Consider the following 14,535-nt stretch of genomic DNA (forward strand, 5'->3'; position numbering starts at 1 on the left):
CCATGCTAAAAAACTGGATAAATATATTTCTATATCATTTAAAGCAAAATAAACTGTTTTCATTTCTAAACATTTTTGGATTGGCCATTGGAATTTCAGGATTAATTTTCGCATTACTGTATTGGAATGAAGAACAAAGTTATGATGCTTGGAATCCCGAAAAAGACAATGTGTATCAGGTTTTAGTACAGTTAACAGGAATGCCAGTTTTTTCAGATTGTGCTTTATTCCTAAAACCTATTTTAGATAAAGATACTAATGTAGAAAAGGTAGTTTATGCTGACAGCTGGTATCAAAAGGATAAAATTATCTACAAAGGGAAGAAAGAAATAGTTGATAAAATTATTAATGTTGAGCCTGATTTCTTTTCTCTTTTTCCATTTGAAATTATTAAGGGAGATGTGGTTTCGGTATTAAAAGATGATTCAAATGTTGCTATTTCAGATGTGATTGCTAAACGAGTTTTTGGTGACGAAAATCCGATTGGAAAACAAATAACATGTTTGGATCAAATGTTTATAGTGCGCGCTGTGTATCATATTCCAGGGAACTCTTCAATTGCTCCAGATGTTATAATGAATAAAATGACGCAGTTCAAAAGTGGAAATACGACAGGACCTTTTATATTCAAGTTACTTCTTAAAATTAAAGATCCATCAAAAATTGAAAATACTCGAAAGAGTTTAGAGAAAACTTACAACCAAGATTTTGTTCGGAGAATTGCCCAGGAAGAAGGTTTTACTTTAGAAGAAATGGCTAAGAAAATGGGTCGTTTTAATGTAGTTATAGAGCCACTTTCAAAAGCGAGATTACATTCTATTACAGATGGATATCCAGAAGGGAGAGGAAATTATCAGTTTTTGTTGATTATGGTTGGGTTATCTGTTTTAATTCTCATTCTTTCGATTGTAAATTATATCAATTTGGCTACAGCGAATGCGGTTAAACGTGCTAAAGAAGTCGGTGTTCGTAAAGTTGTGGGGGCTTCAAAAAGTACTATTGTTATTCAATTTATTTTTGAAACTGCTCTAATAAGTTTGTTTTCGATTTTATTAGCATTAGTCATTGTTGAGCTGACTTTGCCGTATTACAATGATTTTTTAAATAAGAGTTTACGAATAATTGGTAGTCAGTTTTATCTGCAATTAATTCTGATTTTCTGTATTACAGTTTTGGTAGCAGGAATACTTCCAGCCGTTTACGTTGCTAATTTCGAAACTTTAAAAGTTCTCAAAGGCAATTTTGGGAGAAGTAATAACGGAATCTGGTTGCGTAACGGAATGTTGATTTTCCAGTTTACAGTGGCTACTTTCTTTATTGTTGGTTCTTATATTGTGTATCAGCAAATCGATTATCTAACCAATAAAGATTTAGGTTTTAAAGGAGATCAAGTGATTGAAATTAATTTGAATTTTCCGGATTCCGATTATGAAGTGGAAAACGTAGGGCAAAATATCTACAACAAATACAGTACAATAAAACAAGAACTGGCTAAAATAAAAGGTGTAGAACAAGCTTCTACAGGATTGATTTCATTTGATGGTTCAGATGATTCATTAGGAGGTGTATTGTACAATGATGAACTTTTTAAAGCACGAACAATTGCAGTTGATTTTGGTATATTCGAAATGATGAAAATAGAAGTAGTTAAAGGAAGGTCTCTTGATCAGAAACATGCTTCGGATACTATTACTTCTGTGGTGATTAATGAAACAGCACAAAAGTTGATGAACATGAAAGAGCCTATAGGAAAAGAACTAATTATCAAAGAACGAAAATTAAAAATCATAGGAGTTGTAAAAGATTTTAATTTATTAAGTCCTGAATTTGAGGTGTCAGGGATGTATTTCTATCATCTTAAAACGGTAGATATTGCTCAAAATATCAATAAGGTTTTCGTAAAACTAAAATCGGATAATATTGAAAATACAATTACCGATATCGAAAAATTATGGACAAAAATGGATACTGAGTATCCTTTTAAATATGATTTTGTCGATAAACAATATGCAAGAACGTATGAATCGTATGTCAAACAAAAGAATCTTTTTTCATTGTTAAATATAGTGGTAATTGGTATTGCGCTTTTCGGGCTGTTCGCTTTGGCTTCCTATTCGATACAAAGACGCATGAAAGAAATTGCAATCAGAAAAACGCTTGGAGCAGAAACCAATTTATTATTGAAAGAACTCTCTAAACAGTATGTTTTGTATTGTGTTATTGGGTTTTTAATTGCTTTGTTTCCCACCTATTATTTATTGAATATGTGGCTTGAGAATTTTGCCTTTAGGATTGACATGACGGTATTTCCATTTGTGTTTGGGTTCATCATTTTGTTACTTCTAACGCTTGTGATAGTACTTTCAAAAGCCTTTCAAGCAACAAAAACAGATGTTTTAAAATATTTAAAATATGAATAAGAATTCAATTTTTACGGTAGTCTTTTTTTTAATTTTTGCTTTAGGAAGTGCTCAGGAAAATTCTTGGACGCTTACTAAATGCATGGAAACAGCTTTACAAAATAATATCGAAATAAAAATCAGACAACTTGAAATAAAAAAAACAGAAAAGTCCCAAAACTCAGTTTTGAATCGAATGTTACCCACTATTAATTTATATGGTGAACAAGGCTATAATTTTGGATCCACCATTGATCCTTCGACTAATGGAAGAGTAAGTTCCAATATTCAAAATGATAATTTCTACCTGAATGCAAGAACAAATATGATAGATTTCAGTGCTTTTGCTAATGCTCAAAAAGATAAAATCAATATTGAGCAAGCTAAGGCCGAAAAAGAAGTAGTAGAAAATGAATATAAATTGCAGATTTTGGAAAGCTATTATCAAGTACTTTACGCACAGGAATTATTGAAAATTCAAAAAGAACAACTCAAGCAAGCTTCATTCAATCTGGACAGGGTAACTAAAGAAGTTACCATTGGGAATAAACCCCAAAGTGATTTGTATGATATGCAATTAAGCTTTTCGGAGGAAGAAAACCGAAATCTGGAAACCGAACACTTGTATGCTATTAAAAAAATACAATTATTCCAGTTGATGAATATTGTGGATGTGGTGACAGATGAAATAGTATTAGAACCTTATTTAAATGAGGCTGATAAAGATTTTGATAATGAGCTGTATAATCCTAAAATTAAACTTGCCGAGCTCAATTATCAAAACAGTTTGCAGTTGATCCGTTTAGAAAGAGCCGTCAATTATCCGATACTGTCAGCGTATTATGGATATTCTACTTTTTATTATAAAAATATAAAACAAGCAAATGCCAACACAGATTCTTTTTTCAATCAATTAGAAGATAATAAAAGCCAACAAGTTGGTATGCAATTGAGCGTTCCAATTTTCAATGGTTTTAGGAATAATAAAAAAATCAGTGCATCAAAAATAGTAGGTGATAAGGCTAAACTAGTCGTAGAACAGGAAAAACAACTGTTAGACAAACAAGTTGTATTGGAAGAACAAAATAAAAGGAATTATTCGCAACTTCAGCATAAATTGATGGAGAAGCAAAAGTTTGCCAAAGCTTCCTTAGCTACTACGGAAGCTAAATTTATAAACGGTAAAGTGGAAGCTATTTTATATTCCTCAGTGAAAAATCAGTCACTTTCAGCTGATTTTGAAGTGTTGAAAAATAATCTTCAATTACAATACATTGACTTGAAAATAAATTTGTTAAAAAAGAATCAGTTGTAAAAATAAAGAATAATATTTAAAAGAATTTATAATCTAAAATAGTAACGATAACTTCTTCAAATCCTGCATGAAATGGTTCGTAAACAGTTCCGTATGGACCACCATAAATTAAGAAGCCTACAAAGTCTTTGACCTTGTGGTCTTCTTTTGGTTCGCTAAACTTGAATTAAAAATTATATTTTTTTTAAGTGCCAGTCTTTACTGGAAATTTTGGTTCGAGGTCCTTGAGGGTAAATGTTATTAAACTTAATGGTTACAAGAAAATATATTGCATAATATATTTAATAACTTAATCGTGTATTAAATAGGAGACGTGTATTGTGTGACGTAATATTTGGGGTGTTTTACTTTAATCCTGGATCATTATAAGCCCTAATCATTCGAACTCCAATATATTTATCCTCTTCTAAATATTGTAAATTATCAGACGTTTCAAATAATTGATCCGATGATCCATTACTACTTTTTATTTGTCGCTGTTTGTACTTATATGAATCTGTTTTCTTTATCAAAAATTCGCTTTTTCGCAATAATTTATTCTTTCTATTTGTCACTTCCTCATGCATAACAATTACTTCGTCATCATCATCATAATTGGATAAAAAAGCTTTACTGTTTGAACCCCACTCGTCAACTATAATGGGATCATGTTTGTCAGACACTATTCGAACATAAACATGATAATCTTGAGGATTTTCATCCATTTTTTTTCGACACAGTTGGATTGTTATGTTATCGATCATACTCATCAAGTTTGCGAAAACTAATGATGCAGCTTCATGGCAATTACCACCTTGGGCTATTTTTGATGCCGTGGCTCTCAACATCGTTTTTTCCAATTCTGTTGAATCATTTTTGACAGCTTCGGCATAGATTTCTCTAGCGAAGTCAGACCGTCCTAAGCTTTGCGAGTTTGATCTTCTAATATCTTCTATAATGTTACCTAGTCCAAACTTTAGTACTTGTTTGGTATTTGCTATTGAGGCATCTGCAACTTTTAAAAGATTTTGAACGTATAAATCCATTTTATTTTGTTATTATGTTGATTATCGTTTTTGGCATTGTTTACAAACTCTTGCAACTAAACTAAGTTGCAGAAAAAAGAAATGAGTTATATCCGCGATGACAAATATTGTTGAAAACTGGAAAGCTCCCGTGCATTAAAACTGCAATTACTTTTAGTTAAGGTTATGCACAGTTATAACTTTTAAAGCTTAGTTATTAACTCGTCCCATACAGTTTCAGAAATTTCACTCCTTTTTAATTCTTTCAATAAACCTAAATATATACCTTTCGAAATAGAATGCTGAATTCCTAATTCGCCAATAGCTTGAATTGCAAAAATTTGATATCCTGATCCAACAGGCATTGCAAAAATTGATAAATTTTGTAGCAATTGTTTTATAGCAAAATAATTTTGATTGTGAAGCAGATCAAGTTTAGAAACTTTTTCTATTTCAAATATTTTTTTAACTACTTCCTCGGATATTTCGTTCCCATTTCTTCCATTTGCTTTTTCAACTAAGCTAACCATCAGCCCAAGAAGTTTTACATCAATTTCTACTTTTGTACTTTAATTTATTCTCGCTTCAGCTTTGGAGTTTATTCTATAAGCGAATACTGCAACAGGTCTTCCAAATAATATTTAAAGTAATGTGATTATTTCTGTTATCGGTATTAATATTTGTTTTTTTGTCTCCATTTGTTGATTTTACGCTAGGTTTCTTGTCGTGTTCTGAAATAGGATGACTGTTTTTTTTAGACTTTCAAATAGGTGGCTGCTTTTCTCATTACTATTATTTGTTGGTTCTGGTTAATTCTCTGGCATTTACCGGAGCCAGAGTATGCCCAAACATTTTGAGTACCTGATTAACCTTTTCCAGATTTAGATTTTCTTTTCCTTGTTCAATTTTTCGGATTACCGTAAGTGCTACTCCAGCAAGTTCTGCAAAAGCCTCTTGTGTCAGGTTCACTTCTTTTCTTTTCTGTTTTACAAAATCTGCTAGATTCATAATTATATGCTTTTACAACGAATTTAAAAAAATATACTAAATTATATGTTTAAGCATATAATTTAAAGATGTAGAAGTTATTTATATGTTTAAGCATATATTATGTGGCACAGGCTATAAGCAAGGGTCTTGGGACTTTTTTAGATGGCAATAATAGTGCTTGCTTATCCAGTTGTTTTATAAGAATAAGTGTCGCCAACAATATTGGACCATTTGCAGAATTTCTATCAAAATTTAGTGATCAAAGTGACCCTGTCGGGACAATTCTCGAACCATTTTTTAAATGATATGAGAAAACTATCCATGGGGAATTCAGTTTAAATGTACAAATTAAAAGCTCTAATTAACTGTCCAAATAAGTCTTGTACATCCACGTTTCCAGCTCCCATTTCTTTAAAAACTTGTTTATCTGGCAAATCACCTTTTACGACTTCAGCGAAATTTGCTATATCAGATTTAATGCTTCCGACAATGGTAAAATTATTTTCAGGTGTTAATAATAGAAGTAATCTAAAAATATCCATTTTATGTTTTTTCAATTGCTTTTCATCAATTTTTTCTCCGTTTTCTTTTCGGATTTTATAATCTAGAAATGCTTTGGCTTTTAATCCTATCAAGGCTTCTGTATTTGCCAAATGTATTCCGTTGTCTAATTGGCTGTGTTGGATTGTGAAATTGTAATAATCATCATCCATTAGTATTGCTGATAAACTTGAAATCTCCGTGTCAACTGGAATTGGAGTTAGGTGTGTTCCTTCGTCCAAATCTAATAAATCGGGTATTCTTGAGAATAATTCAATTTGAAAAGGGAAGTCTTCCAGTTGTGGTTTTTGAAAACGATAATATTTTCTGTCGTCTTCGCTTTTCTCTTTGACTTCATAATTTCCTTGTTTTATGAATTCCCAAAAATGAGCTACAAATTCCGGGCTTAATGCTTCAATAACTAAAATTATATCAATGTCTTTTGTTGCTCTTGGTGTTAAACCAATATTGTCAATGATTATGTCACAAGCAGTTCCTCCGATGATTATATAATTATCTGTGAAATCTTTAAAATGTTGTCTGAAAATTTCTAAACCTCTTACCATATGTATTTTTCTATTATTTGATCTAATGCCATATCTGTTCTTTCGTCAATAAACCCATCTTTCAAGCTAATGTATAAAGACAATGGATCTACATTATTTTTCTTTGTGATTCCTTTTGTGATTAATTCCGGATTATATTTCCAAACTTCTAAAGCATAGTTTCCGCTTTCATTATTTAGATTTACTAATTGGTTTGTTTTTTCTAACTCATAGAATTTGCTTTTTTCTATGGCAAAATACTCCAATCTACTTGGATTCATATCACTGTATTCTTCCAATGCCGTAGCGTTAGAGCAATACATTTTTATTGTTGGTTTTTCATCTACATAAACTGTTTTTAGTACTGGATTTACAAGATGTTTTTCAATACTTTTCCAAAGTTTTTGTATATCAGTTTCAAACACAATATTTTTTTCTTTAGTTCCAACAACCTCAACAATAGCTACCCTTTTCAAATTTTCAATTGCTTTTGTTATTCCCATTTGTGTGTATTGGAATTTTTCTGCCAGTTCTTTGAAGGTATATTGACTTAAATTATCTTCTCTGTGCAGTATTTGATATAGCAAAATTAATTGAGAGGAAGGTAACAGCAGGAATTCTTTTTGAAATGCTTTGTCCTTATTAAAATCTTGAATATCAATAAGTAATTCAGCAAGAAACATTTGTTTTCCCGGAACGATGAAACTAATTTTTTGGTCAATAAGTCTTTTCCGGTTTATAGCCGTGATGTCATCTGTAACAATAATAATTCTTTTGTCTAATACTTTTTGGATTGCTAAAACTTGTTGTCTTAATTGTGCAGCATTGAAGGCATCTTCTTTATTTACCTGTACTAAAATTAATTCGTGATTGTGTAAATGAGTGGAATAAAAATTAAAATTGTTTCTGAAAAGGAACGGTAATTTATTGGTGTAATCTTTTGATAACTCTTTTATTTCAAGGTCTTTTCCTAGTATTTGATGGATGTATTCTTTTAATTTTTCCATAATAAACTAATAATTGTTATAATAAACCAGATTGGTTTATTGTGCAAATATAGGTTTATTATGCTAAATGTCAATTTATTGTATTATTAATATTAATTATTTATATTGAAATAATAGCTCTGTCACTATATCCTATATTCTCATTGTACTTGACATATCCTAATTGGTTTGTTAATAATTTTGTATTTCCAACTATGAAATCATTGACGTTGGTGTGATGATGTCCATAAATCCAATATGCTACGTTGTTATCTTCAATAAAATCAGTCAATTCAGAAGCGAAAGCCTCATTGATTTTACTATCGGCATATTTTTCAGGGTAATTGATAAATGTAGGCGCATGATGCGTGATAACAATCGTTTTTTTAGATGTGTCATTTTCCAATGCCTTATGGAGAAACTCTATACTGTCTTGGTGTAACTTATTGTAATCATCTGGATTTAAAAGATGCTCATTACATTTTATGACTTGAAAGTCAGATAAACTTTCTTTAATTAACCAGTATTTGGCAGGAGAAATATTCGACCACAAGGTAGAGAATACAAATTTCACTCCCGAAATTTCTTTGGTACAATTGTTTACCAAAAATACATTGTCTCTGATTTGTTCATCCAAAACACCACTTTTCTCGGCAATATCATAGTAATAATATTCATGATTACCGGGTATCCAAAAAGTCAGTTTGAAATGCTTAGAAATATAGTCGAAGAAATCTTGATGTTTATCCATTATTGCAAAAGGCACAATATCCCCAGCCAATATTAGAATTTCTCCTTCGGGCTTTATTGGGTTTTGAAGAATATACTTTTTGTTGTCAGGAAATTCAAGATGTAGATCTGAACAGTATTGAATTTTCATATTATTTTCCATTAGTGGTGATTTAAGTTAAATAAATGGATTTGATTTTTCACTAAAAAGGTATTTTTGGGAAAATATTTTCCAGTATAGGTAAACTGGGAAATTTGAAAATGATTACTTTTTTCCACTAAAATGAATTTCAAAAGTATTAAGCGTTATTATTTTAGAGTAAAAGACTATTTAAAAAAAAAATATTTTCCATTATAAAAAGAAATATTAAAAATTAAGTATTATCACAATATTTATACCTTTTCGGGTATAATTATTGTGTTTTTCGCTTACTTAAACCTTATCGGGTATAAAATTAGATATATTGCATATCGCAATATGCGATATAATCCAGAAAACTTAGAAGAATATTTAGATTGTTTAATTTGCAAATTATTCTAATAACGGCGATTATCGCCGTTATTAGCGATTTATTTAAACTTCATTTTATAGTTTCTAATAAAGCGAAAAATAGATAATAAATCTAATTGGTTATTGTTAAAATATAGGTTTACGGTATTATTATTCAGTTATATGTATTAAATACATACATACAGACAGAAATTACTAAAATTATCATACTGATAATACTTTTTTTTTATGCTAGCGAATTTTGTTTTGCATGTATCATCATTTGCGTCTTTATGAAATTTCCTTTACGCTCATTTCGTAATACGAAAATATGATTTGATTCTAGTGTTTGAAAAATTGAGTGTTTTTTTGTTCACTTTGTTTGTATGTTCACGTTTACGTGAACAGTGTTTTTTTTGTGAACATAAATAAGTATAATTGAGGTTGCCTGTTTTATTCTAATTAAGGTTTGATTTCTAACGGGAATATTTAGGGACTTTAAATAACAGACTTTTGTTATTTCTAATTATTATTTTCAAATTTTTCTTTTAGGCGGAGATATTCTCTATATTCTTTTTCCTTGCGCTTCCTATGGGAAAATGTTTCAAATGCTTCGTATTCCGGGGAATCATAATTCATGAAATCTGGGATTTTTATTATTGCCCAGTCTTTTGCAATATCTTTCCAAGTTTTGGCTGCATTTGCGATTGTATTTCTCCAATCCTCATCGGAATTTCTTTGTATTGTGTAATCGTAATCAACCGAATGTGGTAATACTATTCGAGCCTGTGAATGCCACCATCCGTGAAAGGGATTCACATAAAATTTATCTAATACCTCTTTTAGAGGATGAAAAAGTGCTTGAGATTGATGGTATTTCATATAAGCAAGAATTTTATAGACTGCAATTAATTCTTGGTCTTTGTATTTAAGTGTAACTGACAAATGCCTTGCAGTCTCTTTTAAAGGTGTTTCCTGAAAATATTGCTGACGATTTTCTTTTAGATCATACCAAGGTGAATTGATTGTATTTTCTCCTATTATAAAATCCCTAATTTGCACTTCAGGCACATTTAAGCCTTTCCAATAATTAAAGATCTGATTCCACTGTGTCATATAGCTTTTCATAAAATTCAAATTTAATAATATATTTCAATTATTAAATTTATAAAATAATGAATATGCAAATAATTCCTATTTAATAAACCAAAATATGCATAATAAACTTGATTGGTTTATTATGTATATTTTGGTTTACTGTGTTGTATTTTAGTATATTATAAAAACATTCAATTTATAAATGATAAATTATATTATTCTTTACTCCATTTCATGTTTAAAGCCCACTTTGTATGTTGACGAATATCATAGAGTTTCTTCTTAGTTCTTTTATCGTGTCCTAAACAGTCAATTAGTTCTCTATCTGCCCATTTTATGTACTCTGTATCTCCTTGATTCTTCAGTGCCAAAAGTTCTTTGCGTTGTTCTACGTTTGGTAAAAGTTCTAAAATATCATACTGCAATATTTCGGGACAATTCCAACCAGCTGTTCTTTTACGGGTGTCGTAGCTCTACCAAGTAGATTGTAGTTGACATATGGGAAGTCCTCTTTTGATAATAACTCGGCCTTGCCTTCTATAAGTTCTTCGTAAAATTCTCTCCAATGGTTAATTTCACGGTTCTGACCCTGTCGGGACAATTCTCGAACCATTTTCTGCAAGATTTAAAGCATTTGAGTATGCCGTCATCCATTTAATAAAGCCAATGAAAACATTAAATTTATTCGTAAGCCCATATCCACTTTAACTTATTATGTCAACTAACAGGACAAGCTTATATTTATGGGTATGGAATGCAATTTAGCTATCTTTATTATCTTGTTTTTTTATTCTTGCCAATTTATAGAATATTTTCCTGTCGGCGCAATTTCGATCCATTTACCTTCGATGATTTTTTCCTCTAATGTTCTGTTATTAATTAAACGAAGCCTATAAGAGACTTGACGCTTTCGCAATTCAATTTCAGTTAAAAATGCAGATTGCCCCTTAGGAATAGTAACTGTTTCCATTTCTTCAAAACCGTGTGGATTAATGGACCAAATATTGCTATAAAGTCTTTTTTCTCTACCAAAATATATTTCGTCGTTATAGATGCTAGTTGGTACTTTTATCATTAGAGAATCCCTTTCTAGCCATGCAAAAGCATCATTTTCTAGACTTTCAAAACGAGATTGATTTTGAATAGTTAGCCCATCATAAGGTAAAAATCGAAATGATTGAGGTTCATTTATATTAAATTTATATGTTACCCCTTTTTGAACAAAAAGGGAGTCTGTATCTTCTTCATTTGTGTTGAATTTGATATTGCTAAATTCGTAGCCTTGTGATTTTTTTTGAGTTACATTAATTTCTTGACCAGAATTTAGTACTAAAGTGAAAGTAAAAGATTCTCCTGTACTATTTTCATTTAATTTGATTTTTAGCGATGATGAAGTTTCTCGTGTAATAGTGAATCCTTTATTTTCCCAATTAGCTACTATTTTTCCTAAGTCTTCTAAAACTAAAATTTTATTATTTTGAATTATTTCTCCATTTTGCGCATATATATCACCAACTATATTCACATTTCCTTCTTTATTGATAACTTTTGTAATGCTCCAATCTCCATTGGTGAACGTTATTTCAGTTTCACCTCCTTCGGCTTCCATTTCTACCAAATTAGTTGATGGTTGGATTGAAGTCATTTCAACCTTGTCATTACTGCAAGAAATACATCCAATAGACAAAAATATTCCGATAAATATTATCTTAAATTTCATTTTTTTTTAATAATTTTCAGCTAATTTTTCACAATGAATACCAATTTGCAGACACTTGAAACGATAGAGGTTATAAAATAAGGGAATTATCGCTCTACATCTTGCTTTTAAACGCATTTATAATATAGCGCTAAAGTAGTCTAGCTACTATAGCGCTGGTAAAACTATCTAACTATAACTTGGCGATTTTTATCAAGTAATTGTTCTTTACCTTGTTCTAATGATTTTAATACCGAGTTTTCTAAATATAAAATGCTATTTACCTCATACCATCGACGAAGGAATATATGCTCTTTATAATATAAGGTTTCCAACAAGTTTTGACTATTATCTATAGATGAACTTTCCTTATAGGGTCTACCATATAAAGTAATAACCGCTTCTTTGGTCATGCCTAGTTTTATGGGCTTAGATGTAAATTTGCTTTGCCGTTGTACGGCGCAGCCAATTGAAATTAGTGTCAGTGTTAACAGGAAGAAGTATTTTATTTTATTCATATTATTTTTATAATCGGTTTCTAATCATAAACTGGTTTTGAGGTTTGGTAAATTAGTGATTATTTACCTTAACAGAAGCACCTTTTGTTACGACGTTAGTTCTCAAATTTGTTTGTTGAGTGTTGACAATTATATCGGTACAATCAACACCACTCCAGATGCCTCTAACTGTAATAACTTTCTCAGTGTTTTGTCCTCTCAAAGTAGCAATGTAATTTACGTTCATATTATATCTAGTTACTGTAGCAGAGGCAGTAACTCTTGAATTTGCTGGAATTAAAAGGGGAATATCATAATTACGTGTATCTTCTGTTGTTTCACTCTGTCCATAGGTATATTGCAATGAACCTCCAATTTCTTTACTGATTTTACCACCTGCTATAAATGGTATGTTGACTTCTATTTCTGTCGAGAGTTTTGTTGTAATTGTGCTTTGGTTTGTGTGATTAGAAGTCTTTGCTGCCTTTTGTCCAAAACTTGTAGTTATGCTTTGCTGCACAGATGTTCCATTTGTGTATGACCAGGTAGTTGTAAAGTCAGGAATTTTGCTTAATACAGCGCTAGCATCATTTACATACTCAATTCTTTCTAACTTGAAAATATCATTCGGAACGATATTAAATTGTTGAGCAAAAGAGTTGTTAGATTTTGCAAAGCCGATTGCACCATTAGTAGCATCTAGATAATAATTATAAACATCCCATGAGCTGCCATCACCAGAACCAAGCAAATCCTGGCTAATAAAATACAATGCATCGTTTGTCGTATTCGCTGAGAAATCCCATGAAAAACCGAATAAACTATTGCTATTTGTTGCTTGCGTGTAAAGAACATAGTTACTTGGATTATTAGCATATGAACCTGCTCCGATAGGTGCTTCATCATTAGTAGAATAAATCAAATAAGAAATACCAGTTGATGGCGGAAGAAACTTTAAATAGAAAAGTTGATTTGGGTTAGTCGAAGAATAAGGAGCTAATATAACTTCTTGACCTTTTCCTTGCGATTGAAACGTATTTTTGCTGAAATAAGTATCTTTAGTTTGAATAAAAAAGTTAATGCCATTTAGTTCGTACAAGTCCGAATAGGTATCGCCTGATGCTAAACTTCTTAAGTTATTTGGTTTTTTTGGAAATTTAGTTGAATCAAGTTGAATAATTGTGTCTCCAGGTAGATTAAATTTGACCTTCATGGATTTTATAGAAGCATCAATGTCAGATCCTGAAATATTTTCCTGAATGATTGCATCCCTTTCGCAGGAAAATATTAAAATTGAAAGTAAGATTAGGTAAAAGAATTTTTTCATAAAGAATAGGCATTAGGATTCATATTTGATTATTTAATTTTTGAACTAACACATAGAGATTTGAAGCTGCGATTTTGTGATTTTTTTAGCTACTCAATTATTTAGTATCTAATATTTTCATTAGCGTACTTTGTTTAAGTCTTAAAATTTTTATTTGTGAATTACAAACCTATTGCTGTTTATGAATTTTTATACTACACAAAAGAGTAGTTTTTGTTAATTTTACTAATTTTAGAAATTAAAATATCGTTTGAGATCAAGTTTTTATTTTTTTCATAAAAACTAATAAGGCCATCATAATTCATGCTTATTGGTATAGTTTCCGAGCCTAAATAATTTATAGATTTTCCTATAATAGTAGTTTTTATACCTAATAATTTCAGCATTCGGAGTAATTTACTATCGCATTCAGCAAAGGCTATATTGTCCTTGTGTTGACAAACAGGAGTAATGGCGCAAATTATTAATTTCTTGAATAAACTAATATCACTTACTTCTTTCTTAATTGCAAATCGCCCTATATGCCAAACATTTTTTAATGAAATGTCACCAATTACTGAAAACGGATTGATGTTAAAGTTTTTTTGAATTGGCAATACATCTATATAATCCCATTTTAAAATGCGAATTGAACCTATGATGCTTCCTAAATAGTCCTTGTAAACAAAAATTTCTGCATTTTTATTGAAACTAATCTCCTCTTCGAATATTAAAATGATCTCCTCTTCATATTTAGAAGGAAGGATAGCACCTAGATGATGTTTGAAATTTTCTTTTACAATAAAATTTGATAAGGTTAATAGTTCTTCTGTTTTTAGTTTTTCTAAATAAGTGCTTTTAAGTATCATATAATATATTTATTTTCAAAAATAAATAGTTTAGGTCGCCCAATCATTACACAAAAGAGTAGTTGTAC

At 30.4% G+C, this 14,535-nt stretch carries 13 protein-coding genes and 1 pseudogene; 2 read left to right on the plus strand and 12 right to left on the minus strand.

Annotation, left to right across the window (positions count from 1 at the left end):
• The first annotated feature begins 2 nt into the window (after positions 1-2).
• Both DR871_RS12315 and DR871_RS12320 read left to right on the plus strand, forming a co-directional pair.
• Complete coding sequence (locus DR871_RS12315) at positions 3-2,420, plus strand: ABC transporter permease (protein WP_113666617.1); 2,418 nt, start codon at positions 3-5, stop codon at positions 2,418-2,420.
• Positions 2,413-3,714: a TolC family protein gene (locus DR871_RS12320; RefSeq protein WP_113666616.1), complete on the plus strand. Its 1,302-nt coding sequence runs from the start codon at positions 2,413-2,415 to the stop codon at positions 3,712-3,714. The genes DR871_RS12315 and DR871_RS12320 overlap by 8 nt, the downstream gene beginning before the upstream one ends.
• A gap of 344 nt (positions 3,715-4,058) precedes the next feature.
• Here the strand turns inward: DR871_RS12320 and DR871_RS12325 are convergent, their stop codons facing one another.
• The 12 genes and pseudogenes from DR871_RS12325 to DR871_RS12375 all read right to left on the minus strand — a co-directional run bounded on the left by DR871_RS12325 (position 4,059) and on the right by DR871_RS12375 (position 14,467).
• Positions 4,059-4,739, minus strand: a complete 681-nt coding sequence (locus DR871_RS12325) for a hypothetical protein (RefSeq protein ID WP_113666615.1) — start codon at positions 4,737-4,739, stop codon at positions 4,059-4,061.
• 182 nt (positions 4,740-4,921) lie between these two features.
• Positions 4,922-5,248 carry a hypothetical protein gene (locus DR871_RS12330; protein ID WP_113666614.1) on the minus strand — a complete coding sequence of 109 codons (327 nt, stop codon included), beginning with the start codon at positions 5,246-5,248 and terminating at the stop codon, positions 4,922-4,924.
• Between the two features lie 262 nt (positions 5,249-5,510).
• The gene (locus tag DR871_RS12335) at positions 5,511-5,729 is read right to left on the minus strand and encodes a type II toxin-antitoxin system Y4mF family antitoxin (protein WP_113666613.1); all 219 of its coding nucleotides are present in this window, start codon (positions 5,727-5,729) and stop codon (positions 5,511-5,513) included.
• 314 nt (positions 5,730-6,043) lie between these two features.
• The gene (locus DR871_RS16435; protein ID WP_165355333.1) at positions 6,044-6,814 is read right to left on the minus strand and encodes a hypothetical protein; all 771 of its coding nucleotides are present in this window, start codon (positions 6,812-6,814) and stop codon (positions 6,044-6,046) included.
• A complete protein-coding gene (locus DR871_RS12345) occupies positions 6,808-7,800 on the minus strand; it encodes a MarR family transcriptional regulator (protein ID WP_113666611.1) in 993 nt (330 codons plus the stop codon). Before DR871_RS12345 ends, DR871_RS16435 begins: the two co-directional genes overlap by 7 nt.
• A 100-nt stretch (positions 7,801-7,900) precedes the next feature.
• A complete protein-coding gene (locus tag DR871_RS12350; RefSeq protein ID WP_242497108.1) occupies positions 7,901-8,671 on the minus strand; it encodes a metallophosphoesterase in 771 nt (256 codons plus the stop codon).
• A gap of 849 nt (positions 8,672-9,520) precedes the next feature.
• On the minus strand, positions 9,521-10,126 hold the full coding sequence (locus DR871_RS12355) for a hypothetical protein (RefSeq protein ID WP_129752544.1): 606 nt from the start codon (positions 10,124-10,126) through the stop codon (positions 9,521-9,523).
• A gap of 185 nt (positions 10,127-10,311) precedes the next feature.
• Positions 10,312-10,709: pseudogene (locus tag DR871_RS16660) on the minus strand (SMODS-associated NUDIX domain-containing protein).
• A 174-nt stretch (positions 10,710-10,883) separates the two neighbouring features.
• Positions 10,884-11,816: a hypothetical protein gene (locus DR871_RS12360; RefSeq protein ID WP_113666607.1), complete on the minus strand. Its 933-nt coding sequence runs from the start codon at positions 11,814-11,816 to the stop codon at positions 10,884-10,886.
• A gap of 164 nt (positions 11,817-11,980) precedes the next feature.
• The gene (locus DR871_RS12365; RefSeq protein ID WP_113666606.1) at positions 11,981-12,313 is read right to left on the minus strand and encodes a hypothetical protein; all 333 of its coding nucleotides are present in this window, start codon (positions 12,311-12,313) and stop codon (positions 11,981-11,983) included.
• Positions 12,314-12,365: 52 nt separating this feature from the next.
• Positions 12,366-13,619, minus strand: coding sequence for an ETX/MTX2 family pore-forming toxin (locus DR871_RS12370; RefSeq protein WP_113666605.1), 1,254 nt, complete (start codon positions 13,617-13,619; stop codon positions 12,366-12,368).
• Positions 13,620-13,813: 194 nt separating this feature from the next.
• Positions 13,814-14,467: a hypothetical protein gene (locus tag DR871_RS12375; RefSeq protein ID WP_113666604.1), complete on the minus strand. Its 654-nt coding sequence runs from the start codon at positions 14,465-14,467 to the stop codon at positions 13,814-13,816.
• Between the last annotated feature and the right edge of the window lie 68 nt (positions 14,468-14,535).

It is taken from the genome of Flavobacterium petrolei, from assembly GCF_003314435.2.
Classification (GTDB): Bacteria; Bacteroidota; Bacteroidia; order Flavobacteriales; family Flavobacteriaceae; genus Flavobacterium; species Flavobacterium petrolei.

Bases quoted from the DNA above. Each gene is read 5' to 3' on its own strand.
- DR871_RS12315 (WP_113666617.1), top strand. From the start codon at position 3: ATGCTAAAAAACTGGATAAATATATTTCTATATCATTTAAAGCAAAAT.
- DR871_RS12320 (WP_113666616.1), top strand. From the start codon at position 2,413: ATGAATAAGAATTCAATTTTTACGGTAGTCTTTTTTTTAATTTTTGCT.
- DR871_RS12325 (WP_113666615.1), bottom strand. From the start codon at position 4,739: ATGGATTTATACGTTCAAAATCTTTTAAAAGTTGCAGATGCCTCAATA.
- DR871_RS12330 (WP_113666614.1), bottom strand. From the start codon at position 5,248: ATGGTTAGCTTAGTTGAAAAAGCAAATGGAAGAAATGGGAACGAAATA.
- DR871_RS16435 (WP_165355333.1), bottom strand. From the start codon at position 6,814: ATGGTAAGAGGTTTAGAAATTTTCAGACAACATTTTAAAGATTTCACA.
- DR871_RS12345 (WP_113666611.1), bottom strand. From the start codon at position 7,800: ATGGAAAAATTAAAAGAATACATCCATCAAATACTAGGAAAAGACCTT.
- DR871_RS12350 (WP_242497108.1), bottom strand. From the start codon at position 8,671: ATGGAAAATAATATGAAAATTCAATACTGTTCAGATCTACATCTTGAA.
- DR871_RS12355 (WP_129752544.1), bottom strand. From the start codon at position 10,126: ATGAAAAGCTATATGACACAGTGGAATCAGATCTTTAATTATTGGAAA.
- DR871_RS12360 (WP_113666607.1), bottom strand. From the start codon at position 11,816: ATGAAATTTAAGATAATATTTATCGGAATATTTTTGTCTATTGGATGT.
- DR871_RS12365 (WP_113666606.1), bottom strand. From the start codon at position 12,313: ATGAATAAAATAAAATACTTCTTCCTGTTAACACTGACACTAATTTCA.
- DR871_RS12370 (WP_113666605.1), bottom strand. From the start codon at position 13,619: ATGAAAAAATTCTTTTACCTAATCTTACTTTCAATTTTAATATTTTCC.
- DR871_RS12375 (WP_113666604.1), bottom strand. From the start codon at position 14,467: ATGATACTTAAAAGCACTTATTTAGAAAAACTAAAAACAGAAGAACTA.